At 52.7% G+C, this 26,616-nt stretch carries 20 protein-coding genes, 2 tRNA genes, 4 rRNA genes and 1 pseudogene; 16 read left to right on the forward strand and 11 right to left on the reverse strand.

Annotation, left to right across the window (positions count from 1 at the left end; genetic code table 11):
* Window positions 1–85 precede the first annotated feature (85 nt).
* The 8 genes from VPX56_RS20560 to VPX56_RS20595 all read left to right on the forward strand — a co-directional run bounded on the left by VPX56_RS20560 (window position 86) and on the right by VPX56_RS20595 (window position 7,712).
* Window positions 86–328 carry a YhdT family protein gene (locus tag VPX56_RS20560; protein ID WP_006178860.1) on the forward strand — a complete coding sequence of 81 codons (243 nt, stop codon included), beginning with the start codon at window positions 86–88 and terminating at the stop codon, window positions 326–328.
* Window positions 318–1,769, forward strand: a complete 1,452-nt coding sequence (gene panF, locus VPX56_RS20565; RefSeq protein ID WP_326472151.1) for a sodium/pantothenate symporter — start codon at window positions 318–320, stop codon at window positions 1,767–1,769. The genes VPX56_RS20560 and panF overlap by 11 nt, the downstream gene beginning before the upstream one ends.
* An 11-nt stretch (window positions 1,770–1,780) precedes the next feature.
* The gene (gene prmA / locus VPX56_RS20570) at window positions 1,781–2,662 is read left to right on the forward strand and encodes a 50S ribosomal protein L11 methyltransferase (RefSeq protein ID WP_263610387.1); all 882 of its coding nucleotides are present in this window, start codon (window positions 1,781–1,783) and stop codon (window positions 2,660–2,662) included.
* A gap of 138 nt (window positions 2,663–2,800) precedes the next feature.
* Window positions 2,801–3,541, forward strand: a complete 741-nt coding sequence (locus VPX56_RS20575) for a carbonic anhydrase (protein ID WP_326468645.1) — start codon at window positions 2,801–2,803, stop codon at window positions 3,539–3,541.
* Between the two features lie 330 nt (window positions 3,542–3,871).
* Window positions 3,872–4,837, forward strand: coding sequence for a tRNA dihydrouridine synthase DusB (gene dusB / locus VPX56_RS20580; protein ID WP_010436190.1), 966 nt, complete (start codon window positions 3,872–3,874; stop codon window positions 4,835–4,837).
* Window positions 4,838–4,860: 23 nt separating this feature from the next.
* Window positions 4,861–5,157: a DNA-binding transcriptional regulator Fis gene (gene fis / locus VPX56_RS20585; protein WP_000462905.1), complete on the forward strand. Its 297-nt coding sequence runs from the start codon at window positions 4,861–4,863 to the stop codon at window positions 5,155–5,157.
* Between the two features lie 179 nt (window positions 5,158–5,336).
* The gene (locus VPX56_RS20590) at window positions 5,337–5,501 is read left to right on the forward strand and encodes a DUF2556 family protein (protein ID WP_131635250.1); all 165 of its coding nucleotides are present in this window, start codon (window positions 5,337–5,339) and stop codon (window positions 5,499–5,501) included.
* Between the two features lie 129 nt (window positions 5,502–5,630).
* Window positions 5,631–7,712, forward strand: coding sequence for a putative bifunctional diguanylate cyclase/phosphodiesterase (locus VPX56_RS20595; RefSeq protein WP_326468648.1), 2,082 nt, complete (start codon window positions 5,631–5,633; stop codon window positions 7,710–7,712).
* Here VPX56_RS20595 and envR read toward each other — a convergent pair.
* The gene (gene envR, locus VPX56_RS20600; protein ID WP_326468650.1) at window positions 7,628–8,329 is read right to left on the reverse strand and encodes an acrEF/envCD operon transcriptional regulator; all 702 of its coding nucleotides are present in this window, start codon (window positions 8,327–8,329) and stop codon (window positions 7,628–7,630) included. The genes VPX56_RS20595 and envR overlap by 85 nt on opposite strands.
* A 391-nt stretch (window positions 8,330–8,720) precedes the next feature.
* On the opposite strand from envR, the gene VPX56_RS20605 reads away from it, so the two are divergent.
* The 7 genes from VPX56_RS20605 to VPX56_RS20635 all read left to right on the forward strand — a co-directional run bounded on the left by VPX56_RS20605 (window position 8,721) and on the right by VPX56_RS20635 (window position 18,080).
* Entirely contained in the window at window positions 8,721–9,860 is a 1,140-nt protein-coding gene (locus VPX56_RS20605; protein WP_263610383.1) for an efflux RND transporter periplasmic adaptor subunit, read from the forward strand.
* A gap of 11 nt (window positions 9,861–9,871) precedes the next feature.
* Window positions 9,872–12,985, forward strand: a complete 3,114-nt coding sequence (locus VPX56_RS20610; RefSeq protein WP_131635246.1) for an efflux RND transporter permease subunit — start codon at window positions 9,872–9,874, stop codon at window positions 12,983–12,985.
* Window positions 12,986–13,232: 247 nt separating this feature from the next.
* A complete protein-coding gene (locus VPX56_RS20615) occupies window positions 13,233–13,454 on the forward strand; it encodes a lipoprotein (RefSeq protein WP_006178893.1) in 222 nt (73 codons plus the stop codon).
* A 472-nt stretch (window positions 13,455–13,926) separates the two neighbouring features.
* A complete protein-coding gene (locus tag VPX56_RS20620) occupies window positions 13,927–14,952 on the forward strand; it encodes an amino acid ABC transporter substrate-binding protein (RefSeq protein WP_326468653.1) in 1,026 nt (341 codons plus the stop codon).
* Window positions 14,953–15,019: 67 nt separating this feature from the next.
* On the forward strand, window positions 15,020–16,201 hold the full coding sequence (locus VPX56_RS20625; protein WP_326468655.1) for an amino acid ABC transporter permease: 1,182 nt from the start codon (window positions 15,020–15,022) through the stop codon (window positions 16,199–16,201).
* 9 nt (window positions 16,202–16,210) lie between these two features.
* Window positions 16,211–17,314 (forward strand): amino acid ABC transporter permease, encoded by a 1,104-nt coding sequence (locus VPX56_RS20630; RefSeq protein WP_326472153.1) that lies wholly within the window; start codon window positions 16,211–16,213, stop codon window positions 17,312–17,314.
* A 7-nt stretch (window positions 17,315–17,321) separates the two neighbouring features.
* The gene (locus VPX56_RS20635; protein ID WP_263610381.1) at window positions 17,322–18,080 is read left to right on the forward strand and encodes an amino acid ABC transporter ATP-binding protein; all 759 of its coding nucleotides are present in this window, start codon (window positions 17,322–17,324) and stop codon (window positions 18,078–18,080) included.
* A 106-nt stretch (window positions 18,081–18,186) separates the two neighbouring features.
* On the opposite strand, the gene rrf (VPX56_RS20640) is transcribed toward VPX56_RS20635, so the two are convergent.
* From rrf (VPX56_RS20640) to VPX56_RS20665, 6 genes are all read right to left on the reverse strand, one after another.
* A 5S ribosomal RNA gene (gene rrf / locus VPX56_RS20640) occupies window positions 18,187–18,302 on the reverse strand.
* 43 nt (window positions 18,303–18,345) lie between these two features.
* Window positions 18,346–18,421, reverse strand: a tRNA-Thr gene (locus VPX56_RS20645).
* Window positions 18,422–18,435: 14 nt separating this feature from the next.
* A 5S ribosomal RNA gene (gene rrf / locus VPX56_RS20650) occupies window positions 18,436–18,551 on the reverse strand.
* A gap of 69 nt (window positions 18,552–18,620) precedes the next feature.
* Window positions 18,621–21,526: ribosomal RNA gene (locus VPX56_RS20655) — 23S ribosomal RNA — on the reverse strand.
* A 184-nt stretch (window positions 21,527–21,710) separates the two neighbouring features.
* Window positions 21,711–21,785: transfer RNA gene (locus VPX56_RS20660), tRNA-Glu, on the reverse strand.
* An 87-nt stretch (window positions 21,786–21,872) separates the two neighbouring features.
* A 16S ribosomal RNA gene (locus tag VPX56_RS20665) occupies window positions 21,873–23,412 on the reverse strand.
* The 16S, 23S and 5S rRNA genes sit together here with 2 tRNA genes alongside, the layout of an rRNA operon.
* Before the next feature lie 471 nt (window positions 23,413–23,883).
* Here VPX56_RS20665 and VPX56_RS20670 point away from each other — a divergent pair.
* On the forward strand, window positions 23,884–24,453 hold the full coding sequence (locus VPX56_RS20670) for a gamma carbonic anhydrase family protein (RefSeq protein ID WP_326468657.1): 570 nt from the start codon (window positions 23,884–23,886) through the stop codon (window positions 24,451–24,453).
* On the opposite strand, the pseudogene VPX56_RS20675 reads toward VPX56_RS20670, so the two are convergent.
* The 4 genes and pseudogenes from VPX56_RS20675 to VPX56_RS20690 all read right to left on the reverse strand — a co-directional run bounded on the left by VPX56_RS20675 (window position 24,414) and on the right by VPX56_RS20690 (window position 26,603).
* Window positions 24,414–24,662: pseudogene (locus VPX56_RS20675) on the reverse strand (DUF1488 domain-containing protein). The gene VPX56_RS20670 and the pseudogene VPX56_RS20675 overlap by 40 nt on opposite strands.
* Window positions 24,659–25,477 (reverse strand): shikimate dehydrogenase, encoded by an 819-nt coding sequence (aroE, locus tag VPX56_RS20680; protein WP_326472155.1) that lies wholly within the window; start codon window positions 25,475–25,477, stop codon window positions 24,659–24,661. The pseudogene VPX56_RS20675 and the gene aroE overlap by 4 nt, the downstream one beginning before the upstream one ends.
* 6 nt (window positions 25,478–25,483) lie before the next feature.
* Window positions 25,484–26,056, reverse strand: a complete 573-nt coding sequence (gene tsaC, locus VPX56_RS20685) for an L-threonylcarbamoyladenylate synthase type 1 TsaC (RefSeq protein WP_263611662.1) — start codon at window positions 26,054–26,056, stop codon at window positions 25,484–25,486.
* Window positions 26,049–26,603 carry a DNA topoisomerase family protein gene (locus tag VPX56_RS20690; RefSeq protein WP_326468660.1) on the reverse strand — a complete coding sequence of 185 codons (555 nt, stop codon included), beginning with the start codon at window positions 26,601–26,603 and terminating at the stop codon, window positions 26,049–26,051. The genes tsaC and VPX56_RS20690 overlap by 8 nt, the downstream gene beginning before the upstream one ends.
* Window positions 26,604–26,616: the final 13 nt, after the last annotated feature.

Consider the following 26,616-nt stretch of genomic DNA (forward strand, 5'->3'; position numbering starts at 1 on the left):
GGATTATCCGGCCTTTTTTATTTCTGGGGATTGCCGCACCCCATCATGTACAATCCCCGCTTTCTTCATCCACAAGGGACAAAAAATGGACAAGCGTTTTGTTCAGGCCCATAAAGAAGCGCGCTGGGCGCTGTGGCTGACCCTTCTCTATCTTGCTGCATGGTTAGTAACTGCTTACTTACCTGACTCCGCTATTGGCATTACCGGCCTGCCGCACTGGTTTGAAATGGCCTGCCTGCTGGTGCCGCTGGTCTTTATCCTGCTCTGCTGGGCAATGGTGAAATTTATCTATCGCGACATTCCGCTGGAGGACGATGATGCAGCTTGAAGTCATTCTGCCGCTTATCGCTTACCTATTCGTGGTGTTTGGCCTGTCGATTTACGCCATGCGTAAAAGGTCGACCGGGAGCTTTCTGAACGAGTATTTCCTCGGCAGCCGCTCGATGGGCGGCGTTGTGCTGGCCATGACGCTGACCGCCACCTACATTAGCGCCAGCTCGTTTATCGGCGGCCCCGGGGCGGCCTATAAATACGGGCTAGGCTGGGTGCTGCTGGCGATGATCCAGCTTCCCGCCGTCTGGCTCTCCCTGGGCATCCTGGGCAAAAAATTCGCTATCCTGGCGCGTCGCTACAATGCCGTGACGCTCAACGATATGCTGTTTGCCCGCTATCAGAGCCGTTTACTGGTGTGGCTGGCAAGCTTAAGCCTGCTGGTGGCCTTTATTGGCGCGATGACGGTACAGTTTATCGGCGGGGCACGCCTGCTGGAAACGGCTGCCGGGATCCCCTACGAGACAGGCCTGATCATCTTCGGGGTCAGCATTGCGCTGTATACCGCGTTTGGCGGATTCCGCGCCAGCGTGCTGAACGATACGATGCAGGGCATGGTGATGCTTATCGGCACTATCGTCCTGCTGGTCGGCATCGTCCACGCCGCGGGCGGCCTGAGCCATGCGGTTGAAACCCTCGAGGCGATCGATCCAAAACTGGTTTCGCCGCAGGGCGCGGATGACATCCTTTCTCCTACATTTATGACCTCGTTCTGGGTATTAGTGTGCTTTGGGGTTATCGGTCTGCCGCATACGGCTGTGCGCTGTATCTCTTATAAAGACAGCAAAGCCGTGCACCGAGGTATCATTATCGGCACTATCGTTGTCGCGATCCTGATGTTTGGTATGCACCTGGCGGGCGCATTAGGGCGCGCGGTGATCCCCGACCTCACCGTGCCGGATCTGGTGATCCCAACGCTGATGGTCAAAGTGCTTCCACCGTTCGCTGCCGGGATTTTCCTTGCCGCCCCAATGGCCGCCATCATGTCGACAATCAACGCTCAGCTGCTGCAAAGTTCCGCTACGATCATTAAAGATCTTTATCTGAACCTGCGCCCTGAGCAGGTTGAAAACGAACGCCGCTTAAAGCGCATGTCTGCGGTGATTACCCTGGTTTTGGGCGCATTGCTTCTGCTTGCCGCATGGCGTCCGCCGGAGATGATCATCTGGCTGAACCTGCTCGCGTTTGGCGGCCTTGAAGCCGTCTTCCTGTGGCCGCTGGTATTGGGGCTCTACTGGGAACGCGCCAATGCTGCCGGCGCGCTGAGCGCCATGATTGTCGGCGGCGTGCTTTACGCCGTGCTCGCAACATTTAAAATTCAGTATCTGGGCTTCCATCCGATTGTGCCTTCGTTACTGCTAAGTTTACTGGCGTTTGTGGTGGGGAACCGTTTCGGTCAGCCCGTTCAACAACCCGCTATGATTTCTACTGATAAATAAAGAGTTTTGCCATGCCGTGGATCCAACTAAAACTGAATACAACCGGCGCGAACGCCGAAGAGCTGAGCGATGCGCTGATGGAGGCCGGTTCGGTTTCTATCACCTTCCAGGACACGCATGACACGCCGGTCTTTGAGCCGCTGCCGGGCGAAACCCGCCTGTGGGGTGATACCGACGTTATCGGCCTGTTCGATGCGGAAACGGATATGAAAGAGGTTGTCGCGATTCTGGAAAATCATCCTCTGCTGGGCGCGGGCTTTGTGCACAAAATCGAACAGCTGGAAGACAAAGACTGGGAACGCGAGTGGATGGATAATTTCCACCCGATGCAGTTCGGCAAGCGCCTGTGGATCTGCCCGAGCTGGCGCGACGTCCCGGACGAGAATGCGGTCAACGTGATGCTCGACCCGGGCCTGGCCTTTGGTACCGGCACTCACCCGACAACCTCGCTCTGCCTGCAATGGCTGGATGGCCTGGATCTGGAAGGCAAGACGGTGATCGACTTTGGCTGTGGCTCCGGGATCCTTGCCATTGCGGCGCTCAAGCTGGGCGCGGCAAAAGCCATCGGGATCGACATCGATCCGCAGGCCATTCAGGCCAGCCGCGATAACGCCGAGCGCAACGGCGTGTCCGAGCGCCTGGAGCTTTATCTCCCGGATGCGCAGCCAGAAGCCATGAAAGCCGATGTGGTGGTTGCGAATATTCTGGCAGGCCCGTTACGTGAACTGGCACCGTTAATCAGCGTGCTGCCCGTTGAGGGTGGTCTGCTGGGTCTTTCGGGTATCCTGGCGAGCCAGGCAGACAGCGTCTGTGAAGCCTATGCCGATCTGTTCGCACTCGACCCCGTTGTTGAGAAAGAAGAGTGGTGCCGCATTACCGGTCGTAAAAAGTAAGCATTTGGCGTGGTCATCTGACCACGCCTGTTTTCCTCTCATATCTCTCACTTCCCCAGCCATTCTCCGGTAAAATAACCCTACAAATCATAATGATAAATCATGATTTGAATTACAACAATTCACTGGAAGAATATTATGAATCACTTTACCGGCAAGGCAGCGCTGCTCGCGCTGAGTATGATCTCCGCTTCCGCTTTCGCATCACACTGGAGCTACGAAGGCGAAGGTGCACCGGAGCACTGGGGCGAACTGGATGAGGCCTACAAGACCTGTCAAAGCGGGATGAACCAGTCCCCCATCAATATTGATTCGACTGCCAAAGCCCATCTCTCCCCGCTGAAAACGGCTTACCGCGATGGTCCCGTGACGCTGACAAACAATGGCCATACGATCCAGGCGAGCGAAAAAGCCGACACGCGCGATAGCATCACGCTCGACAAGCAAAGCTGGACGTTACAACAGTTCCATTTCCACGCGCCGAGCGAAAACACCGTTCACGGTAAAAAATACGCGATGGAAATGCATCTGGTGCATAAAAATGCCAACGGCGAACTGGCGGTCGTTGCGGTGATGTTTGATAAAGGTGCCGCGAACCCTGAGCTTGAAAAGCTGTGGGCGGTCATGCCTCAGCAGGCGGAGCAGAACGTCTCCATTACGCAGGATCTCGATCTCAACAAGCTGCTGCCAAAAGAGAAAACCTACTGGCGCTTTAGCGGCTCCCTGACCACGCCGCCGTGCTCAGAGGGGGTGACATGGATTGTCCTCAAACATCCGCTGACGCTTTCGGCCGAGCAGCTGGCAAAATTCACCCATACGATGCATCACGATAATAACCGTCCGGTACAGTCACTTCATGGCCGCGTAGTTGTTGAATAATGTCCATTTTCTGAACTGAGATGATGTTCTAAAATGCGACGCAGATCGCAAAGAACCGGCATAATCTGCTGCTAAAAACAGCAGATTATGCCGCTCAAGTGCTGCATTTATTCAGAAATGATGAGAAGTTACGGGAAATTGTAAGCGCCCATAAAATAACCTGTTTCGTATAACATAATGATTTAAATAGTGAATAATTCTCAACAGAATGATTGACCGGCGATTCCTTGATCTACAACAGAGGATTGTTCAAAGTTTGGCCTTTCATCTCGTGCAAAAAATGCGTAATATACGCCGCCTTGCAGTCACAGTATGGTCATTTCTTAACTCATGCGCATCGGACACCACCAGCTCAGAAATCGCCTGATCGCAGCCCCAATGGCAGGTATTACCGACCGGCCGTTCAGGACGCTGTGCTACGAGATGGGAGCAGGTTTAACCGTTTCCGAGATGATGTCGTCTAACCCGCAGGTATGGGAAAGCGATAAGTCACGTTTGCGGATGGTGCACGTTGATGAACCAGGTATTCGTACCGTGCAAATTGCCGGAAGCGTGCCTGAAGAGATGGCAGATGCCGCGCGTATCAACGTGGAAAGTGGCGCCCAAATTATTGATATCAATATGGGTTGCCCGGCCAAGAAAGTGAATCGCAAGCTTGCAGGTTCAGCCCTTCTGCAATACCCCGACCAGGTGAAGTCTATCCTGACGGCGGTTGTCAGCGCGGTGGACGTTCCTGTTACGTTAAAGATTCGCACGGGTTGGTCGCCGGAACACCGTAACTGTGTAGAGATTGCCCAACTGGCCGAAGACTGTGGCATTCAGGCCCTGACCATTCATGGACGCACTCGCGCCTGTTTGTTCAATGGTGAAGCTGAATACGACAGCATTCGGGCAGTTAAGCAGAAAGTTTCCATTCCGATTATCGCGAATGGTGACATTACTGACCCGCTTAAAGCCAGAGCTGTGCTCGACTATACGGGAGCTGATGCTCTGATGATAGGACGTGCAGCTCAGGGAAGACCCTGGATCTTTCGGGAAATCCAGCATTATCTGGACACTGGGGAGCTGCTTGCCCCCCTGCCACTGGCAGAGGTTAAGCGCTTGCTTTGTTCGCATGTTCGGGAATTGCATGACCACTACGGCCAGGCAAAAGGGTACCGAATTGCGCGTAAACACGTATCCTGGTATCTCCAGGAGCACGCTCCAAATGACCAGTTTCGGCGCACATTCAACGCCATAGAGGATGCCAGCGTACAGCTGGAGGCGTTGGAGGCATACTTCGAAAATCTTGCGTAATGAAATAAAGAGCTGACAGAACTATGTTCGAACAACGCGTAAATTCTGACGTACTGACCGTTTCCACCGTTAACTCCCAGGATCAGGTGACTCAAAAGCCCCTGCGTGACTCGGTTAAACAGGCACTGAAGAACTATTTTGCTCAACTGAACGGTCAGGATGTTAATGACCTGTATGAGCTGGTACTGGCTGAAGTTGAACAGCCACTGTTGGACATGGTGATGCAATACACCCGCGGTAACCAAACCCGCGCTGCGCTGATGATGGGTATCAACCGTGGTACTCTGCGTAAGAAATTGAAAAAATACGGCATGAACTGATACTAATCAGTTAAATGCTTGTTTAAAAAGGCGCTCTTCGGCATGGGGAAGCGCCTTTTTTATTCGCCTCGCCCGCAACCGTCAACGCTTTGTAAACCTTCTCCTCCGCCGCTTTCCAAGCGCGGCTTTTCGTGTATATTTCCACCACCCTACAGGCTCTCTTCTCCCGGAATGACACTATGATTCGTAAATACTGGTGGCTGGTTGTGTTTGCTATCTCAGTTTTCCTGTTCGACGCGCTGCTGATGCAGTGGATAGAGCTGATGAGCACCGAAACTGACAAGTGCCGCAACATGAATTCCGTGAATCCGCTAAAATTAGTCAATTGCTCAGCGCTTGATTAAGCCGTAGACACCCCTGTATCACCCAGTAAAAACAGGGATTTAAATCCCTTTTAGTCATTATCTTACGGTGATAATGTCTCGCCCTTCCCAACCGCTCTTGCGTAACCTCACACTCGAGTTGAACAGACCATGCTGGTTAGCCAATACAACCAAATCCTCGTAGTCATCTCCTTTATTGTCGCCATCCTTGCCGCCTATACCGCGCTGAATATGGCCGCGCGCGTCGCGGGGAGCCAGGGTATTGCAGCCCGCATCTGGCTGGCCGGCGGTGGCATTGCGATGGGTATCGGCGTATGGGCAATGCATTTTATCGGCATGCTGGCGATGGATCTCTCCATGAGCATGAGCTACAACGCCACGCTGACGGTACTCTCAATGGTTATCGCCATTGGTTCATCAATGTTTGCCCTGTGGCTTGTCAGCTGCGAGCAGTTGCGCTTACGCCGACTGCTGCCGGGGGCGCTGGTGATGGGAACCGGGATTGTGGCGATGCATTACACCGGCATGGCGGCGCTGGAGGTCACGCCCGGTATCATCTGGGATACGACCTGGGTGGTCATTTCTGTCGCCATCGCGCTAGCGGCTTCACTCGTTGCCCTTTGGCTCACGTTCCGCCTTCGACATGAGGCCGCCAGGGTCGCGTTGATGCGTCTGGGTGCCGCACTCACTATGGGGATCGCTATTGCCGGCATGCACTATGCCGGCATGAAGGCCGCCCAGTTTCCGATGTCGACCATGGCTCATCACCACGGCATTAACGGCAGCTGGCTGGCCGTATTGGTCAGCGTGGTCGCCCTGTCCATTCTGGGGATTTCACTGCTCGTTTCAATGCTGGATGCTCGCCTGCAGGCGCGCACCTCATTACTGGCTTCGTCTCTTGCCGAAGCAAACCGGGAACTGGCTCAGCTGGCACTGCACGATACGTTAACCCGCCTGCCGAATCGTATCCTGCTGGAGGACCGTCTCGATCAGGCCATCAGTAAGGCCGAACGAGAAAATGCGCAGTTTGCGCTAATGTTCATGGATCTCGACGGGTTTAAAGCGATCAATGACGCCTACGGCCACGATGTGGGTGATAAGCTACTGGTCGCCGTAACGGAGCGCTTGCTGCAGCACCTGAAGGGCCAGTTCACGCTTGCACGTATCGGCGGTGATGAATTTGTTCTGCTGGCAGAAGGGGAAGGCCCTGACGATGCAGCCTCACTGGCTAACTCGCTGGTTCGCGCCATAGACAGCCCTTTCAGCCTGGAACCTTATGAGCTGGTCGTGACCCTCAGTATTGGGATCGCGCTTTACCCACACGACGGTACAACCGATCGCGAACTGATGTTTAACGCAGATGCGGCGATGTACCACACCAAGCATATGGGTCGAAACGGCTACCATTTTTTCCAGCCCTCCATGAATACCCTGGCGCAGACTCACCTCCAGCTGATGAACGACCTGTGGCTTGCGATCGAGCGCGATGAGCTTCGCCTGGTCTATCAACCTAAATTCCATGCCCCGGCAGGCCCGGTCCTCGGCTTTGAGGCGCTCTTACGCTGGCAGCATCCGAAGCAGGGATTACTGACGCCGGACCTGTTTTTACCTCTGGCTGAGAAAACCGGCCAGATCATCCCCATTGGCAACTGGGTGATCAACGAAGCCTGTCGCCAGTTACGCGAATGGCATCTTCAGGGGCATCAGGACTGGTCAATGGCGGTGAATCTGTCGACGCTGCAGTTCGAGCAGCCCTCGCTGGTTAAGACGGTACTTGACTGTCTGGCGCGTCACCACGTGCCGCCGGAAATGCTCATCCTGGAGGTCACGGAGACAACGGCCATGAGCAACCCTGACGAAAGCGTACGGGTGCTGACAGAGCTTACGAATGCCGGTGTAAAAGCCTCCATTGATGACTTTGGTACAGGGTATTCAAGCCTGCTGTACCTTAAACGCTTGCCCGCCTGCGAGCTGAAAATCGATCGTGCCTTCGTGCAGGAGCTGAGCGGGGAAAGTGATGACGCCACTATTGTTTCAGCCATCGTCGCGCTGGCAAAAACGCTGAACCTGAAAGTCGTGGCTGAGGGCGTAGAAACCGAAGCGCAGCAAACGTTTTTAACGGAGCTTGGCTGTAACACCCTTCAGGGCTATCTGTTAGGTAAACCGGTTAGCGCAGAGACGATTGATGCGCTTTGCGCGCAGGGAGAAATGGTGCCCGGCGCGGACTCATAATCATCAGTCAGCGGAAGTGTCGCCAGGATGTTATCGACCAAAGCGGGTGCCTGCTGGTAGAGATTGAAGCTGTCGCTATTCATTAACCAGTTTTTAATTATTCCGCTAAAAAAACCATGAAAAACGATAAGCGTAAGATCAACGTTGACCTGAGAGGAAATGATGTTATGCGAAATACATTTTTCCAAAATGGCGCGCAGATGCTTGAAGTTGAAACCAATGCGTTTTCTGATTTCACACTCTGAAATCATATCGCTATTAAATTCACACTTATGATACAAAATTTGCAACAGTGCGCACTGACGGGGCTCACGCGCAATATACTGCAATGCAGTAATGAACAGCTCACGAAGCATTAACAAGGGATTATCATTTTCTGATAGCAAAAGCCTGTCACGAATAATTTCACGAAGCGGTAACTGCTGCTCCCAGATAGCATTAAATATTTCTGATTTACTGCTGAAATGCCAGTAAACCGCCCCGCGCGTAACCTGGGCAGCATCGGCGATATCCGTAAGCGTGGTGTTAGCGACGCCGCGTGCAGCGAACTGCCCGATAGCCGCTTCAATCAGCTGCTGCCGGGTTTTTTGAGCATCTTCTTTCTTTTTACGCGCCATAAAATGCTACTCGTTACTCACAGGGTGACTGCATTCTCAGAAAATACAGTGGGGTCGAATGAAGTATTCACCAAAACAGGTTTTAATTTTGCACAAAAAAAGTCAATTCACTTAATTTATAATTTAGGCGAATATATCAATCGCAATAAATACACCAAACATATGAATCACGTTTATCAAACGCCATTTATTTGATTCGTTTACCAGAAGACCCCGGCTGAATGTGTTGAGCCTGATTCCTATTTTTACATTCCTCCCCATTCATTCGCACGTATAAATTAAAAAACATTAATTACCCTCATTATTATGTGCAGCTACATTTTTGTTTTTGTCCCCTGCCCAGTCACCGATTCACGGAAATATCGGTTAATGGGTATTTAAAGGAACAGTAATGACGAATCATTTCAGACTCTTACCCATATCCGGTTTTATTGTCTGCGCCGCGCTGCTCACAGGATGCGATGGGCAGGAAAACCAACAGCAACAACCGCAGGCGCCTCAGGTCAGCGTACATATTGTGAAAAGCGCTCCGCTGGCTGTCACAACTGAGCTTCCGGGCAGGACTGATGCATTCCGTGTCGCGGAGGTTCGTCCTCAGGTAAGCGGTATTATTCTGCGTCGTAACTTCACTGAGGGAAGCGATGTAAAAGCGGGTGACTCCCTTTACCAGATCGATCCTGCAACATATCAGGCTGCGTATGACAACGCCAAAGGTGAACTGGTTAAGGCGCAGGCTGCAGCCAATATTGCCCATCTGACGGTGAAACGTTACGTCCCGCTGGTCGGCACGCAGTATGTCAGCAAGCAAGAGTATGACCAGGCGGTGGCAACCGCTCAGCAGGCCGATGCCAGCGTCGTGGCTGCACGGGCTGGCGTTGAAAGCGCACGCATCAATCTCGCCTATACCAAAGTCACCTCGCCAATTGATGGTCGTATTGGCAAATCCAGCGTGACCGAGGGCGCGCTTGTCACCAATGGACAGGCAACCGCGCTGGCAACGGTACAGCAGCTTGATCCGATTTATGTCGACGTCACCCAGTCCAGCAACGATTTTATGCGGCTTAAGCAGACGAGTCTGCAAAAAGGGGATGGCACCCGTACCGTTGAGCTGTTGATGGAAAATGGCCAGCCTTATCCCCTGAAGGGCACGCTGCAGTTCTCTGACGTCACCGTAGACCAAAGCACCGGCTCCATTACCCTTCGCGCAATTTTCCCTAATCCGCAGCACATGCTGTTGCCAGGCATGTTTGTCCGGGCTCGTATTGATGAAGGCACACAGCCGGATGCCATTCTGGTTCCGCAGCAAGGGGTGACCCGTACACCGCGCGGCGACGCAACCGTTCTGGTGGTTAACGATAAAAACCAGGTGGAGTCACGTACGGTTGTTGCCCCACAGGCAGTCGGCGATCGCTGGCTGGTGACGGAAGGATTGAAAAACGGTGATCGCGTGATTGTCAGCGGATTACAAAAAGCCAGACCTGGCGCCACCGTGGTGGCGACACCCGACACCGCAGCTACTCCAGCCAGTTAAGGGGCGACAGCATGGCTAATTTCTTTATTCAAAGGCCGGTTTTTGCCTGGGTTCTCGCCATCATTCTGATGATTGCGGGCGGGCTGGCTATTCTCAAACTGCCTATCGCGCAGTATCCGACCATCGCACCGCCCGCCGTTGCCATAACAGCGACTTACCCTGGCGCTGATGCACAGACGGTACAGGATACCGTTACGCAGGTTATCGAGCAGAATATGAACGGTATCGATAACCTGATGTACATGTCCTCCACCAGCGACTCCTCGGGCAGCGTCACGATTACGCTGACCTTCCAGTCAGGTACCGATCCGGATATTGCCCAGGTTCAGGTTCAGAACAAACTTCAGCTCGCCATGCCGCTGCTGCCGCAAGAAGTACAGCAGCAAGGGATCGGTGTAGAGAAGTCCAGCAGCAGCTTCCTGCTGGTTGCAGGCTTTGTTTCAGATAATAAAAACCTTACTCAGGACGACATCTCAGACTATGTCGCTTCTAACGTGAAGGATACGATCAGCCGAACCACTGGGGTAGGTGATGTCCAGCTGTTTGGTGCCCAGTATGCGATGCGCATCTGGCTCGACAGCAATGCCATGAACAAATACCAGCTGACGCCGCTGGATGTGATTAACCAGCTGAAAACGCAGAACGACCAGATAGCGGCTGGCCAGCTAGGCGGGACCCCATCCGTCCCGGGTCAGCAGTTGAACGCCTCGATCATTGCGCAGACCCGCCTGAAGTCGCCGGAAGAGTTTGGCCGCGTAACGCTGAAGGTGAACCAGGATGGCTCTATGGTTCATTTGAAAGATGTGGCGCGCATTGAGTTAGGTGGCGAAAACTACAACATGGTCACCAAGATCAACGGTCAGGCGGCAACCGGTCTTGGAATTAAGCTGGCAACCGGGGCGAACGCGCTGGATACCGCTGCGGCCATCAAGAGCAAACTGGCACAGCTCCAACAGTTCTTCCCGCAGGGGCTGAAGGTTGTTTACCCTTACGACACCACGCCATTTGTCAAAATATCTATCCATGAGGTCGTGAAAACGCTGTTTGAGGCAATCATTCTCGTCTTCCTGGTCATGTATCTGTTCCTGCAAAACCTGCGGGCAACGCTTATCCCCACCATTGCGGTGCCGGTTGTCCTGCTGGGGACCTTTGCGGTGCTGGCGGCGTTTGGCTTCTCCATCAATACCCTGACGATGTTCGGGATGGTGCTGGCGATCGGGCTATTGGTCGACGATGCCATCGTGGTGGTTGAAAACGTCGAGCGCGTGATGGTCGAGGACAATCTGCCGCCCAAAGAGGCGACGCAGAAGTCGATGGAGCAGATTCAGGGCGCCCTGGTAGGTATCGCCATGGTGCTTTCAGCGGTCTTTATCCCGATGGCCTTTTTTGGCGGATCAACGGGGGCGATTTACCGCCAGTTCTCGCTCACCATCGTCTCCGCGATGGCGCTGTCCGTACTGGTGGCATTGATTCTGACGCCTGCTCTTTGCGCAACATTGCTTAAACCGGTTTCCAGCGATCATCACGAGAAAAAAGGGGGATTCTTTGGCTGGTTTAACGCGCTCTTTGACAAGAGCGTGGAGCATTACAGCAACAGCGTGAGCGGTATTCTTCGCAAAACCGGGCGATACCTGGTGGTATATGTGATCATCGTAGGCGGTATGGCGGTGCTGTTTCTGCGTCTGCCGACCTCCTTCCTGCCTGAAGAGGATCAGGGGGTCTTTATGACGATGGTGCAGCTCCCGGCCGGTGCGACGCAAACGCGAACCCAACAGGTGCTCGATCAGGTTCAGGACTACTATCTGACAAAAGAGAAGGCGAATGTTGAATCCGTCTTCACCGTTAACGGCTTTAGCTTTAGCGGCCAGGGTCAAAACTCCGGTATCGCTTTTGTCAGCCTGAAACCCTGGGAAGAGCGTCCGGGCGCGGTTAACAGCGTTGAATCGATTGTTAGCCGCGCAACTAAAGCGTTCAGCCAGATAAAGGATGGGCTCGTATTTCCATTTAACCTGCCTGCCATTATCGAACTGGGTACGGCAACGGGCTTTGACTTCGAGCTGATCGATCAGGCTAACCTGGGGCATACGCAGCTGACTCAGGCGCGAAATACGCTGCTCGGCATGGTTAAAGAGCATCCTGACCTGCTGGTGCGCGTGCGTCCCAACGGCCTGGAAGATACCCCACAGTTCAAACTGGATGTCGATCAGGAGAAAGCACAGGCGCTGGGCGTCAGTATTTCGGACGTCAATCAAACGATCTCGACGGCACTCGGCGGAACATATGTGAATGACTTTATCGACCATGGGCGTGTGAAAAAAGTTTACGTCCAGGCTGACGCCCACTTCCGTATGTTGCCTGGGGACATCAATAATCTCTATGTGCGCAGCGCAAACGGTGAAATGGTGCCGTTCTCAGCCTTTAGCACCTCTCACTGGGTGTACGGCTCGCCTCGCCTGGAACGCTACAACGGGATGCCATCGATGGAAATCCTTGGCGAATCCGCCCCGGGTAAAAGTACCGGTGAGGCCATGGTCATGATGGAAAGCCTTGCCTCAAAACTGCCTTCCGGCATCGGCTATGACTGGACGGGCATGTCATTCCAGGAACGACTTTCCGGCAATCAGGCGCCTGCGCTGTACGCCATTTCGCTGATTGTCGTATTCCTGTGTCTGGCAGCGCTGTATGAAAGCTGGTCCATTCCCTTCTCGGTCATGCTGGTTGTGCCGTTGGGTGTCATTGGTGCTCTCCTCGCAGCCTCTCTGCGTGGATTGAACAATGACGTCTATTTCCAGGTTGGCCTGCTGACAACGATCGGCCTGTCTGCCAAGAACGCCATCCTGATCGTTGAGTTTGCCAAAGATCTTATGGATAAAGAGGGCAAGGGGATCATCGAAGCAACGCTTGAAGCCTCACGTATGCGCTTGCGTCCTATCCTGATGACATCTCTCGCATTTATTCTTGGGGTCATGCCACTGGTGATCAGCAGCGGCGCGGGGAGCGGTGCGCAAAACGCTGTCGGCACCGGCGTGATGGGCGGGATGCTTTCCGCCACTCTGTTGGCCATTTTCTTTGTGCCTGTTTTCTTTGTGGTGGTCCGTCGCCGGTTTACCCGGCATAAGGAATAATGAATAACTTAAAGGCACCTTTGGTGCCTTTTTTATTATCAGGTTCAATGAATTAATATCCCCGGACGCCACACTTTCTCCATGATTTGATTCGAAGAGCTCTCTTTTCTCCATGATTTTTACAATCCACATAATTTGAGATTATTCCCCATGCAGCGTGAGCTTATACCGGTGGTAAAATAGTCATCAATTCGTTAATAGCCGCTCAGGCTTTATAGCGAATGCGAAAAAACACTGAGGTAACATCATGAAAAGATTCATTTCCGTTGCACTACTCGCTGCGCTGCTTGCTGGTTGCGCGCACGATTCTCCCTGTGTACCGGTATACGACGATCAGGGCCGACTGGTTCATACCAATACCTGTATGAAGGGTACCACTCAGGATAACTGGGAAACGGCCGGTGCGATTGCCGGCGGGGCCGCTGCTATCGCAGGTTTGACGCTGGGTATCGTCGCCCTGACCAAATAAGAATATCCACTGAAAGCGCGGCGCCGTCCGCGCTTTTGCTCTTTCCAGCATGCATTATTTCAGATAAGTAAAATTAATTTCTCCGCCCCCTCAGCTCATTCCATTTAAGTTTTCGGTCACAGCCTTTTTGCTTAACTATTTTACTTTCATAATTTAGCGTGATGATTTTCACCTATTAAATACATTTAATACCCTGCCAATAATTACGTCAGAAACTATCTTTCATCTTTTTCTTATCGTTAATCTCACTTTTGCTCTAATTTGTGGCGCAGGTTGGAATTTCGCACCGTTTGAGGGCATTCGATTTATTTAACCCTGTCTACACTCAGCATTATGCGTTCACTTGTTCTTTATTTTATCGAGCGCAAACCTGGCACTACGTTTGCTTTATAAACGTTGGCCAAAGCCACAGACAGGTAAAAGCGTATTAAAACGCCTCTATAACGATAAATTTCGCCACACAGGATGCATTATGAAAAAGACGATGATAGCCAGCCTGGCCGCCGCAGGCGTATTGTTTGCAGTAGCCGGTCAGGCCCATGCAGGCACGACGCTGGATGCGGTTAAAAAGAAAGGCTTTGTACAATGCGGTATCAGTGACGGTTTGCCTGGCTTCTCTTATGCCGACGCGAACGGCAAATTTACCGGTATTGATGTTGATGTCTGCCGTGGCGTCGCTGCTGCAGTGTTTGGCGATGACAGTAAAGTGAAATATACCCCGCTGACGGCGAAGGAACGTTTCACCGCGCTGCAGTCTGGCGAGGTTGACATGCTCTCTCGCAATACTACCTGGACCTCCTCCCGCGATGCAGGCATGGGCATGTCGTTTACCGGCGTGACCTATTACGACGGTATCGGCTTCCTCACGCACAATAAAGCAGGCCTGAAAAGTGCCAAAGAGCTGGATGGAGCGACCGTGTGTATTCAGGCCGGTACTGATACCGAGCTTAACGTCGCGGATTACTTCAAAGCGAATAACATGAAGTATACCCCCGTCACATTCGATCGCTCCGATGAATCGGCTAAAGCGCTGGAGTCTGGCCGCTGCGATACGCTGGCATCCGATCAGTCACAGCTGTACGCATTGCGTATCAAGCTAAGCAACCCTGCAGAATGGATTGTCCTGCCTGAAGTCATTTCCAAAGAGCCTCTGGGGCCGGTCGTCCGTCGTGGCGATGAAGACTGGTTCTCTATCGTTCGCTGGACCCTGTTCGCGATGCTGAACGCTGAAGAGATGGGCATCACCTCGAAAAACGTCGATGAGAAAGCCGCGAATCCGTCTACACCTGATATGGCACACCTGCTGGGTAAAGAAGGTGATTTTGGCAAGGATCTGAAGCTGGATAATAAATGGGCTTATAACATCGTTAAGCAGGTCGGTAACTACGCTGAGATCTTTGAGCGCAATGTGGGATCGGAAAGCCCGCTGAAGATCAAACGCGGCCAGAACAATCTCTGGAACAACGGCGGCATTCAATACGCACCGCCAGTACGTTAAGTATTCGCTGTAACGGGCATTGCATTTGCAATGCCCAGTCCAGAGTCATGGTTACCGAGGTTTCTTTATGCCCCATCGCCGCTCAACCGTAAAAGGATCGCTATCCTTTTCTCATCCCGCGGTCCGCGCCTGGCTATTCCAGATTATTGCCGTCATCGCGGTTGTGGTCGTCGCCGTTTATTTAATACACAACACCGTCACCAACCTGAATAATCGCGGCATTACCTCCGGCTTTGCCTTTCTGGATCGCAGCGCGGGCTTTGGCATTGTTCAGCATCTTATTGATTACCAGGAAGGCGATACGTATGGACGCGTATTTGTCGTGGGTTTACTCAACACGCTGCTGGTTTCGGCGCTTTGTATCGTTTTCGCTTCGATACTGGGATTCTTCATTGGGCTAGCCAGGCTGTCAGAAAACTGGCTGCTGCGGAAACTCTCTACTGTTTATATTGAGACGTTTCGTAATATCCCGCCCCTGCTGCAGATTTTCTTCTGGTATTTCGCCGTGCTGCGTAACCTCCCGGGGCCGCGCCAGGCCGTTGACGCATTCGATCTGTTCTTCCTAAGCAACCGCGGATTGTATATTCCTTCTCCGCAGATAGCCGAGGGCGTGCTCGCGTTCATTGCCGCTGTTATGGTTGCCTGTGCCATCTCCACCGGGCTATACCGCTATAATCGCAGGCATCAGGTTAAAACCGGGCAACTCCGCAAGACCTGGCCGACAGCAACAATCCTCATCATCGGCCTGCCGTTACTGGCGCACTGGGTATTTGGTGCAGCGCTACACTGGCAAATCCCACATCTGCGTGGCTTCAACTTCCAGGGAGGGATGGTATTAATCCCGGAACTGGCTGCTTTGACGCTTGCGCTTTCAATTTATACCTCTGCATTTATCGCTGAAATCATTCGTGCCGGTATCCAGGCCGTGCCCCATGGGCAGCACGAGGCTGCGCGGTCACTGGGCTTACCCCATACGGTAACGCTTCGTCAGGTCATCATTCCACAGGCTTTGCGCGTCATCATTCCACCACTGACCAGTCAGTATCTCAATATTGTCAAAAATTCATCTCTGGCGGCCGCAATTGGCTACCCCGATATGGTGTCGCTGTTCGCCGGGACCGTGCTTAACCAGACGGGACAGGCTATTGAAACCATTGCGATCACGATGTCGGTCTACCTGGTTATCAGCCTCGCAATCTCGTTGGTAATGAATCTTTATAACCGTCGTATCGCCCTGGTTGAGCGCTAAGGATCAATGATGACAAAAGCAATATTGTCGTACTCTCAGCGTCCTGCCCGCTCGACGGGTGGACGCTTTATTTTCTGGGCGCGTAAAAATCTGTTCTCCAGCTGGGGGAATAGCCTGCTGACGATTGTCTGCCTGTGGCTTATGTGGGAGTTGATCCCACCGCTACTGAACTGGGCTTTCCTGCAGGCTAACTGGGTAGGTTCTACCCGCGCTGACTGTACTAAAGCAGGTGCATGCTGGGTATTTATTCACGAGCGTTTTGGTCAGTTCATGTATGGATTGTATCCGCACGAACAGCGCTGGCGGATTAATTTGGCGTTGGTTATTGGCCTGGCCTCTATCGCGGTCATGTTCTGGAAAAAACTGCCTCATCGTGGACGCTATATCGCCGCCTGGGCAGTGGTTTATCCGATTATTGTCTGGGCGCTGTTGTATGGCGGTTTCCTGGGACTGGAACGCGTTGAAACACGCCAGTGGGGCGGGTTGACGCTAACGTTGATTATCGCTTCAGTGGGGATCGCAGGTGCGCTTCCCTGGGGAATTTTACTCGCCCTGGGACGGCGTTCAAAAATGCCGGTGGTCCGTATACTTTCCGTCATCTTTATCGAGTTCTGGCGTGGCGTACCGCTTATCACCGTTCTTTTTATGTCTTCGGTCATGCTGCCGCTGTTTATGGCAGAAGGCACCACCATCGACAAACTGATCCGCGCTTTGGTCGGGGTGATTTTGTTCCAGTCCGCCTATGTTGCTGAAGTGGTTCGTGGCGGTCTGCAGGCATTGCCAAAAGGGCAGTACGAAGCGGCGGAATCTCTGGCGCTGGGTTACTGGAAAACGCAGGGGCTGGTCATCCTGCCTCAGGCGCTCAAGCTGGTTATCCCAGGCCTGGTCAACACGATAATCGCCCTCTTCAAGGACACCAGTCTGGTGATCATCATCGGATTATTCGATCTCTTCAGCAGCGTGCAACAGGCAACCGTTGACCCCGTCTGGCTGGGTATGTCCACCGAGGGATATGTCTTTGCTGCACTGATCTACTGGATCTTCTGTTTTAGCATGTCGCGCTACAGCCAGCATCTGGAAAAGCGCTTTAACACAGGGCGTACACCGCATTGAGGATATTATGAGCCAGATTACTATGACACCTGCCGACGCGATGATTACGCTGGAAAGCGTCAATAAATGGTACGGGCAGTTTCACGTACTGAAAGACATTAATCTCAAGGTCAGGCAGGGTGAGAGAATTGTTCTTTGCGGACCATCAGGTTCGGGAAAATCAACGACCATTCGTTGCATTAACCATCTTGAGGAACATCAGCAAGGACGTATCGTTGTTGATGGTATCGAATTGAATGAAGATATCCGCAATATCGAACGTGTACGTCAGGAGGTGGGAATGGTCTTTCAGCACTTCAATCTGTTCCCGCATCTTACCGTTCTGCAGAACTGCACGCTGGCACCAATTTGGGTACAAAAGATGCCGAAAAAGGAAGCTGAGGCGCTGGCAATGCATTACCTTGAACGCGTGCGTATCGCAGAACATGCCAATAAGTTCCCCGGCCAGATATCCGGCGGTCAGCAGCAGCGCGTGGCTATCGCCCGTTCATTGTGTATGAAACCTAAAATTATGCTGTTTGATGAACCAACCTCTGCGCTTGATCCGGAAATGGTAAAAGAGGTACTGGATACCATGATTGGGCTGGCACAATCCGGAATGACAATGCTCTGCGTTACGCATGAGATGGGGTTTGCGCGAACCGTGGCCGACCGGGTGATATTTATGGATCGCGGGGAGATTGTTGAGCAGGCACCGCCAGATGAGTTCTTTGCGCATCCGAAGTCAGAACGTACGCGAGCATTCCTGTCGCAGGTGATTCATTAGCCGTTTGCTCTGCCGGGTGGAGGCTCCGCCTTACCCGGCCGACCGTTTTTTCAGCGCACAAACGCAAAAAGGCCATCCTTTCGGATGGCCTTTTCACTTATTTGATGTCTGGCAGTTCCCTACTCTCACATGGGGAGACCCCACACTACCATCGGCGCTACGGCGTTTCACTTCTGAGTTCGGCATGGGGTCAGGTGGGACCACCGCGCTAAAGCCGCCAGACAAATTCTTTTACTTCTTGCCGAACTTTAACCTAAGTATAAAGTGGTGCTGATACCCAGAGTCGAACTGGGGACCTCACCCTTACCAAGGGTGCGCTCTACCAACTGAGCCATATCAGCACGCTAAATTTGATGCCTGGCAGTTCCCTACTCTCACATGGGGAGACCCCACACTACCATCGGCGCTACGGCGTTTCACTTCTGAGTTCGGCATGGGGTCAGGTGGGACCACCGCGCTAAAGCCGCCAGGCAAATTCTGTTAATCTGTATCAAAGCTGAAAATCGTGTCGTCTCTTCGCCAAAACACCTTCGGCGTTGTAAGGTTAAGCCTCACGGTTCATTAGTATCGGTTAGCTCAACGCATCGCTGCGCTTACACACCCGACCTATCAACGTCGTAGTCTTCAACGTTCCTTCAGGACTCTCAAGGAGTCAGGGAGAACTCATCTCGGGGCAAGTTTCGTGCTTAGATGCTTTCAGCACTTATCTCTTCCGCATTTAGCTACCGGGCAATGCCATTGGCATGACAACCCGAACACCAGTGATGCGTCCACTCCGGTCCTCTCGTACTAGGAGCAGCCCCCCTCAATTCTCCAGCGCCCACGGCAGATAGGGACCGAACTGTCTCACGACGTTCTAAACCCAGCTCGCGTACCACTTTAAATGGCGAACAGCCATACCCTTGGGACCTACTTCAGCCCCAGGATGTGATGAGCCGACATCGAGGTGCCAAACACCGCCGTCGATATGAACTCTTGGGCGGTATCAGCCTGTTATCCCCGGAGTACCTTTTATCCGTTGAGCGATGGCCCTTCCATTCAGAACCACCGGATCACTATGACCTGCTTTCGCACCTGCTCGAGCCGTCACTCTCGCAGTCAAGCTAGCTTATGCCATTGCACTAACCTCCTGATGTCCGACCAGGATTAGCTAACCTTCGTGCTCCTCCGTTACTCTTTGGGAGGAGACCGCCCCAGTCAAACTACCCACCAGACACTGTCCGCAACCCGGATTACGGGTCTACGTTAGAACACCAGCCATTAAAGGGTGGTATTTCAAGGACGGCTCCACGCAGACTGGCGTCCACGCTTCAAAGCCTCCCACCTATCCTACACATCAAGGACCAGTGTTCAGTGTCAAGCTATAGTAAAGGTTCACGGGGTCTTTCCGTCTTGCCGCGGGTACACTGCATCTTCACAGCGAGTTCAATTTCACTGAGTCTCGGGTGGAGACAGCCTGGCCATCATTACGCCATTCGTGCAGGTCGGAACTTACCCGACAAGGAATTTCGCTACCTTAGGACCGTTATAGTTACGGCCGCCGTTTACCGGGGCTTCGATCAAGAGCTTCGCGTTGCCGCTAACCCCATCAATTAACCTTCCGGCACCGGGCAGGCGTCACACCGTATACGTCCACTTTCGTGTTTGCACAGTGCTGTGTTTTTAATAAACAGTTGCAGCCAGCTGGTATCTTCGACTGATTTCAGCTCCACCCGCAGGGGCTTCACCTACATATCAGCGTGCCTTCTCCCGAAGTTACGGCACCATTTTGCCTAGTTCCTTCACCCGAGTTCTCTCAAGCGCCTTGGTATTCTCTACCTGACCACCTGTGTCGGTTTGGGGTACGATTTCGTGTTACCTGATGCTTAGAGGCTTTTCCTGGAAGCAGGGCATTTGTTACTTCAGCACCGTAGTGCCTCGTCATCACACCTCAGCGTTAATAAACGACCGGATTTACCTAATCGTTCCGCCTACATGCTTAAACCGGGACAACCGTCGCCCGGCTAACATAGCCTTCTCCGTCCCCCCTTCGCAGTAACACCAAGTACAGGAATATTAACCTGTTTCCCATCGACTACGCCTTTCGGCCTCGCCTTAGGGGTCGACTCACCCTGCCCCGATTAACGTTGGACAGGAACCCTTGGTCTTCCGGCGTGCGGGCTTTTCACCCGCATTATCGTTACTTATGTCAGCATTCGCACTTCTGATACCTCCAGCAGCCCTCACAGGCCACCTTCAACGGCTTACAGAACGCTCCCCTACCCAACAACGCATACGCGTCGCTGCCGCAGCTTCGGTGCATGGTTTAGCCCCGTTACATCTTCCGCGCAGGCCGACTCGACCAGTGAGCTATTACGCTTTCTTTAAATGATGGCTGCTTCTAAGCCAACATCCTGGCTGTCTGTGCCTTCCCACATCGTTTCCCACTTAACCATGACTTTGGGACCTTAGCTGGCGGTCTGGGTTGTTTCCCTCTTCACGACGGACGTTAGCACCCGCCGTGTGTCTCCCGTGATAACATTCTTCGGTATTCGTAGTTTGCATCGGGTTGGTAAGCCGGGATGGCCCCCTAGCCGAAACAGTGCTCTACCCCCGAAGATGAGTTCACGAGGCGCTACCTAAATAGCTTTCGGGGAGAACCAGCTATCTCCCGGTTTGATTGGCCTTTCACCCCCAGCCACAAGTCATCCGCTAATTTTTCAACATTAGTCGGTTCGGTCCTCCAGTTAGTGTTACCCAACCTTCAACCTGCCCATGGCTAGATCACCGGGTTTCGGGTCTATACCCTGCAACTTAACGCCCAGTTAAGACTCGGTTTCCCTTCGGCTCCCCTATACGGTTAACCTTGCTACAGAATATAAGTCGCTGACCCATTATACAAAAGGTACGCAGTCACCCCATAAAGAGGCTCCCACTGCTTGTACGTACACGGTTTCAGGTTCTTTTTCACTCCCCTCGCCGGGGTTCTTTTCGCCTTTCCCTCACGGTACTGGTTCACTATCGGTCAGTCAGGAGTATTTAGCCTTGGAGGATGGTCCCCCCATATTCAGACAGGATACCACGTGTCCCGCCCTACTCTTCGAGTTCACAGCATGTGTGCTTTCGTGTACGGGAGTATCACCCTGTACCCTGCGACTTTCCAGACGCTTCCACTAACACACAAGCTGATTCAGACTCTGGGCTGCTCCCCGTTCGCTCGCCGCTACTGGGGGAATCTCGGTTGATTTCTTTTCCTCGGGGTACTTAGATGTTTCAGTTCCCCCGGTTCGCCTCGTTAACCTATGTATTCAGTTAACGATAGTGTGTCGGAACACACTGGGTTTCCCCATTCGGACATCGCCGGGTCAAAGGTTCATATCACCTCGCCGGCGCTTTTCGCAGATTAGCACGTCCTTCATCGCCTCTGACTGCCAGGGCATCCACCGTGTACGCTTAGTCGCTTAACCTCACAACCCGAAGATGTTTCACTTCATGATTGCGAAAATTTGAGAGACTCGAACACACCATTAAGGTGTGCCGTTTCAATTTTCAGCTTGATCCAGATTTTTAAAGAGCAAATATCTCAAACGTAACTCACCGAGTTAGTTTTGAGATATCGGTTGGCTGTGTCTTTCACTCACACCCAGCAAGTGGCGTCCCCTAGGGGATTCGAACCCCTGTTGCCGCCGTGAAAGGGCGGAGTCCTAACCGCTAGACGAAGGGGACACGGAGTGTCTCGACTTCGCAGCCGTCTTGCTTCTCTACATTCATCAGACAATCTGTGTGAGCACTACAAAGGCAGGTTCTTTAAGGTAAGGAGGTGATCCAACCGCAGGTTCCCCTACGGTTACCTTGTTACGACTTCACCCCAGTCATGAATCACAAAGTGGTAAGCGCCCTCCCGAAGGTTAAGCTACCTACTTCTTTTGCAACCCACTCCCATGGTGTGACGGGCGGTGTGTACAAGGCCCGGGAACGTATTCACCGTAGCATTCTGATCTACGATTACTAGCGATTCCGACTTCATGGAGTCGAGTTGCAGACTCCAATCCGGACTACGACGCACTTTATGAGGTCCGCTTGCTCTCGCGAGGTCGCTTCTCTTTGTATGCGCCATTGTAGCACGTGTGTAGCCCTACTCGTAAGGGCCATGATGACTTGACGTCATCCCCACCTTCCTCCAGTTTATCACTGGCAGTCTCCTTTGAGTTCCCGGCCTAACCGCTGGCAACAAAGGATAAGGGTTGCGCTCGTTGCGGGACTTAACCCAACATTTCACAACACGAGCTGACGACAGCCATGCAGCACCTGTCTCAGAGTTCCCGAAGGCACCAAAGCATCTCTGCTAAGTTCTCTGGATGTCAAGAGTAGGTAAGGTTCTTCGCGTTGCATCGAATTAAACCACATGCTCCACCGCTTGTGCGGGCCCCCGTCAATTCATTTGAGTTTTAACCTTGCGGCCGTACTCCCCAGGCGGTCGACTTAACGCGTTAGCTCCGGAAGCCACGCCTCAAGGGCACAACCTCCAAGTCGACATCGTTTACGGCGTGGACTACCAGGGTATCTAATCCTGTTTGCTCCCCACGCTTTCGCACCTGAGCGTCAGTCTTTGTCCAGGGGGCCGCCTTCGCCACCGGTATTCCTCCAGATCTCTACGCATTTCACCGCTACACCTGGAATTCTACCCCCCTCTACAAGACTCTAGCCTGCCAGTTTCGAATGCAGTTCCCAGGTTGAGCCCGGGGATTTCACATCCGACTTGACAGACCGCCTGCGTGCGCTTTACGCCCAGTAATTCCGATTAACGCTTGCACCCTCCGTATTACCGCGGCTGCTGGCACGGAGTTAGCCGGTGCTTCTTCTGCGAGTAACGTCAATTGCTGAGGTTATTAACCTCAACACCTTCCTCCTCGCTGAAAGTACTTTACAACCCGAAGGCCTTCTTCATACACGCGGCATGGCTGCATCAGGCTTGCGCCCATTGTGCAATATTCCCCACTGCTGCCTCCCGTAGGAGTCTGGACCGTGTCTCAGTTCCAGTGTGGCTGGTCATCCTCTCAGACCAGCTAGGGATCGTCGCCTAGGTGAGCCGTTACCCCACCTACTAGCTAATCCCATCTGGGCACATCTGATGGCAAGAGGCCCGAAGGTCCCCCTCTTTGGTCTTGCGACGTTATGCGGTATTAGCTACCGTTTCCAGTAGTTATCCCCCTCCATCAGGCAGTTTCCCAGACATTACTCACCCGTCCGCCGCTCGTCACCCAGGAGCAAGCTCCCTGTGCTACCGCTCGACTTGCATGTGTTAGGCCTGCCGCCAGCGTTCAATCTGAGCCATGATCAAACTCTTCAATTTAAGTTTGATGCTCGTGAATTAAACTTCGTAATGAATTACGAATGTTCACTCAGAGACTTGGTATTCATTTTTCGTCCGAAGACGTTAAGAATCCATGTCACTTTGAGTGCCCACACAGATTGTCTGATAAATTGTTAAAGAGCAGTGCAACGCGGCTTTCGCTCACCGTTGCGAGGTGGCGTATATTACGCTTTCCTCTTTCAGAGTCAACCCGTTATTTCAGGATTTTTTCTCTTCAACCGACCGGGTTGTTTGTGAAGTGATTCACATCCGCCGTGTCGATGGAGGCGCATTATAGGGATCCCAGTTTTTAGCACAAGCATTTTTTAGATCTTTTTTACCGACTGCTGATTTTCCGTTCTTTTCGCTGAAATCCCGCCCGATCTGCTTAAATATTGACGTGTTTTGCCTTGCCTCGATCCCATAAAACGATCAAAGTCTTCTGTATAGCGCCCATCTGTCGAGGTAGATATGTCTGTTGTCTTACGTCCTTATAAAGATCTTTTCCCCAAAAAAGGCGATCGCGTGATGATCGACGCCAGCAGTGTGGTCATCGGCGATGTCCGAATGGCCGACGACGTTAGCATCTGGCCATTGGTTGTGATCAGGGGAGACGTTAACTATGTATCAATCGGCGCACGCACCAATATTCAGGACGGCAGCGTTCTGCATGTCACCCATAAATCCGCCTATAACCCGGAAGGTAATCCACTGATCGTTGGGGAAGATGTTACCGTCGGCCATAAAGTAATGCTCCACGGCTGTACGATCGGAAACAGGGTACTGGTTGGTATGGGTTCGATTTTACTGGATGGCGTAATAGTAGAAGATGACGTAATGATTGGCGCCGGCAGTCTTGTCCCGCAAAACAAACGACTGGAAAGTGGTTATCTCTATTTAGGTAGCCCGGTGAAACAGATCCGCCCCTTAAAAGAAGCGGAGATCGAGGGATTGAAATACTCAGCAAACAACTATGTCAAATGGAAGAATGACTATCTGGATCAAGATAACCAGACCCAGCCCCGATCGTCTTCCTGCTGATCGCGAATTAAATCGCTGGCATCCTCTTCCAGATCCCAGCGATTTTCGCAAAACACCTCTAGCGGATTCGAACCACCAAAGCGACTCAGCAACGCTTCCCCACTGATAGCGCAGGTAAGCTGCATGCCGTGCACCAACACCGGGAAGCAGACCGCTTGTTAACTCTCATCCCAGGTTTCTCGGTCAGGGAAGTGGATTGCCTGGTTCACGCCTTCAGTTCCTGATTCAACTTTTCGATTACCGGTTCGACAGCAGGTAACACGCCGTGCCAAAGCAGAACTGCGTGTGCCGCCTGACCCACCAGCATACCCAAACCGTCAGCAAGGTGTTTTGCGCCGTGCCGTTCACACCAGTTTAGAAATGGTGTCTTACCGTTCTGATAAAACATGTCGTAGAAATAGGTGTGCGCGCTCACGAGCGAAACAGGGATTGCCGGTACCTCACCACCAATGCCGCTTGATGTGGCATTGATGACGAGATCGAACTCGCGATCGTCAAGATCGTCTAGCGCTACCGCACTCACGCTTCCCGTATGGGCAAACAATGCTGCCAGCTCTTCCGCCCGGGAGAAGGTTCGGTTGGTAATGGTCACCGCACAATCCAATGAAAGTAAAGGAAGCAGTACGCCCCGCGATGCCCCACCGGCACCAATCAGCAGAACCCGATAACCGGGTTTGATAAATGACAGTCGCTCCAGATCGCTCAGCAGACCTATCCCGTCGGTGTTATCGCCAAGAAGACGACCATCCTCAAGCCGTTTGAGCGTGTTCACCGCTCCCGCAAGAGCGGCGCGTTCCGTCAGCTCATCTGCGCGTTCGAATGCTTCTTCCTTAAAAGGCACCGTCACGTTCGCACCTTGTCCGCCCGCGTTAAAAAAGGCATTCAACGTAGCGATAAATGCATCAACAGGGGCCAGCACGCGACCATAGGGATGGTCGATGTGCAGCTGGTCAGCAAACTGCTGATGGATTAACGGCGACTTGCTATGTGCGATCGGGTTACCAAAAACAGCGTAAGTTTCCATCATATATTACCCCTGGCGAAAACGTTCGCCGGTCAAGGCGTCACGGATTTCCGACGGATTGAGGCGACCGCCCGTCTCACCAGCCGCCACCGGGAAATCATCCCCAAACTGCGCAAGCACTTCTTCGCTAGTCCGGCAAGGAGGCAACCCGGTCAGGTTGGCGCTGGTTGAAACCAGCGGTTTGCCAAACGCCTCACAGAGCTCCACCACCAGCGGATGGTCGGTTACGCGAACGGCGAGGGAGTCAAAACGCCCGGTCAACCAGCGCGGCGTCGTCGGCTGTGCCGGGAAAACAAAGGTTACTGGCCCAGGCCACGCGGAGAAGATCGTCTCCCGCTGTGCTGGCGTCAGCATGGAGTCATCAATATAAGGTTTAAGCTGCTCGAAGTTTGCAGCGATCAAAATCAGCCCTTTTTCGACGGGTCTTTGTTTGAGTGCAAGTAAGCGGCTCACGGCCCTTTCGCTATCAGGATCGCAACCGACCCCAAAGACAGCTTCTGTTGGATAAGCGATGACTTCTTCATTTTTCAGGACGTCCACAGCATGAGCAATGGAGCCTGATGGCAGGTTATTATTCACTGGTTTGATCCGCCGATACCGGCTTTCCACATTGTTTACTGGCGCAGAAATGTTTGATGCCTTGCGCCGATTTCTTCTCTATAAGCAGCGGATAGTTGCAATGAGGGCAGACGCCCGCTACCGGTTTGAAATTGATAACGAACTGGCATTCAGGATAGCGATCGCAAGAATGGAAGGTCTTACCAAAACGAGAACGTCGCTGTACCAGTTGCCCTCGTTGGCACTGCGGGCAAGAAATAGCCGTTTCATCTGGTTTATCAATTTGTTCCGTATGTTCACACTCGGGATAGCGGCTACACCCAATAAACATTCCGTAACGGCCCTGGCGTAGCGCTAATTCACTTCCGCAGAGAGGACAAAGCTGCCCCTCCAGAATTTTAACGATATGTCCATCAGCCTGGCTTTTCAGGGGACGGACATAATCACATTCCGGATAGTGTGAACAACCGAGAAACGGACCGTGTTTCCCGGACCGAATGACAAGTTCAGCCCCGCACTGTGGGCAGGGCTCATTTTTATGCACCGTAAAAAGTGCTGATTTGGCCATAACAACTCTTGGT

Origin of the sequence: Enterobacter wuhouensis (assembly GCF_035835995.1) — a bacterium.
In the GTDB taxonomy this organism is placed as follows: Bacteria; Pseudomonadota; Gammaproteobacteria; order Enterobacterales; family Enterobacteriaceae; genus Enterobacter; species Enterobacter wuhouensis.

Coding starts and splice junctions, on each gene's coding strand:
- VPX56_RS20560 (WP_006178860.1), top strand. CDS start 86: ATGGACAAGCGTTTTGTTCAGGCCCATAAAGAAGCGCGCTGGGCGCTG.
- panF (WP_326472151.1), top strand. CDS start 318: ATGCAGCTTGAAGTCATTCTGCCGCTTATCGCTTACCTATTCGTGGTG.
- prmA (WP_263610387.1), top strand. CDS start 1,781: ATGCCGTGGATCCAACTAAAACTGAATACAACCGGCGCGAACGCCGAA.
- VPX56_RS20575 (WP_326468645.1), top strand. CDS start 2,801: ATGAATCACTTTACCGGCAAGGCAGCGCTGCTCGCGCTGAGTATGATC.
- dusB (WP_010436190.1), top strand. CDS start 3,872: ATGCGCATCGGACACCACCAGCTCAGAAATCGCCTGATCGCAGCCCCA.
- fis (WP_000462905.1), top strand. CDS start 4,861: ATGTTCGAACAACGCGTAAATTCTGACGTACTGACCGTTTCCACCGTT.
- VPX56_RS20590 (WP_131635250.1), top strand. CDS start 5,337: ATGATTCGTAAATACTGGTGGCTGGTTGTGTTTGCTATCTCAGTTTTC.
- VPX56_RS20595 (WP_326468648.1), top strand. CDS start 5,631: ATGCTGGTTAGCCAATACAACCAAATCCTCGTAGTCATCTCCTTTATT.
- envR (WP_326468650.1), bottom strand. CDS start 8,329: ATGGCGCGTAAAAAGAAAGAAGATGCTCAAAAAACCCGGCAGCAGCTG.
- VPX56_RS20605 (WP_263610383.1), top strand. CDS start 8,721: ATGACGAATCATTTCAGACTCTTACCCATATCCGGTTTTATTGTCTGC.
- VPX56_RS20610 (WP_131635246.1), top strand. CDS start 9,872: ATGGCTAATTTCTTTATTCAAAGGCCGGTTTTTGCCTGGGTTCTCGCC.
- VPX56_RS20615 (WP_006178893.1), top strand. CDS start 13,233: ATGAAAAGATTCATTTCCGTTGCACTACTCGCTGCGCTGCTTGCTGGT.
- VPX56_RS20620 (WP_326468653.1), top strand. CDS start 13,927: ATGAAAAAGACGATGATAGCCAGCCTGGCCGCCGCAGGCGTATTGTTT.
- VPX56_RS20625 (WP_326468655.1), top strand. CDS start 15,020: ATGCCCCATCGCCGCTCAACCGTAAAAGGATCGCTATCCTTTTCTCAT.
- VPX56_RS20630 (WP_326472153.1), top strand. CDS start 16,211: ATGACAAAAGCAATATTGTCGTACTCTCAGCGTCCTGCCCGCTCGACG.
- VPX56_RS20635 (WP_263610381.1), top strand. CDS start 17,322: ATGAGCCAGATTACTATGACACCTGCCGACGCGATGATTACGCTGGAA.
- VPX56_RS20670 (WP_326468657.1), top strand. CDS start 23,884: ATGTCTGTTGTCTTACGTCCTTATAAAGATCTTTTCCCCAAAAAAGGC.
- aroE (WP_326472155.1), bottom strand. CDS start 25,477: ATGGAAACTTACGCTGTTTTTGGTAACCCGATCGCACATAGCAAGTCG.
- VPX56_RS20690 (WP_326468660.1), bottom strand. CDS start 26,603: ATGGCCAAATCAGCACTTTTTACGGTGCATAAAAATGAGCCCTGCCCA.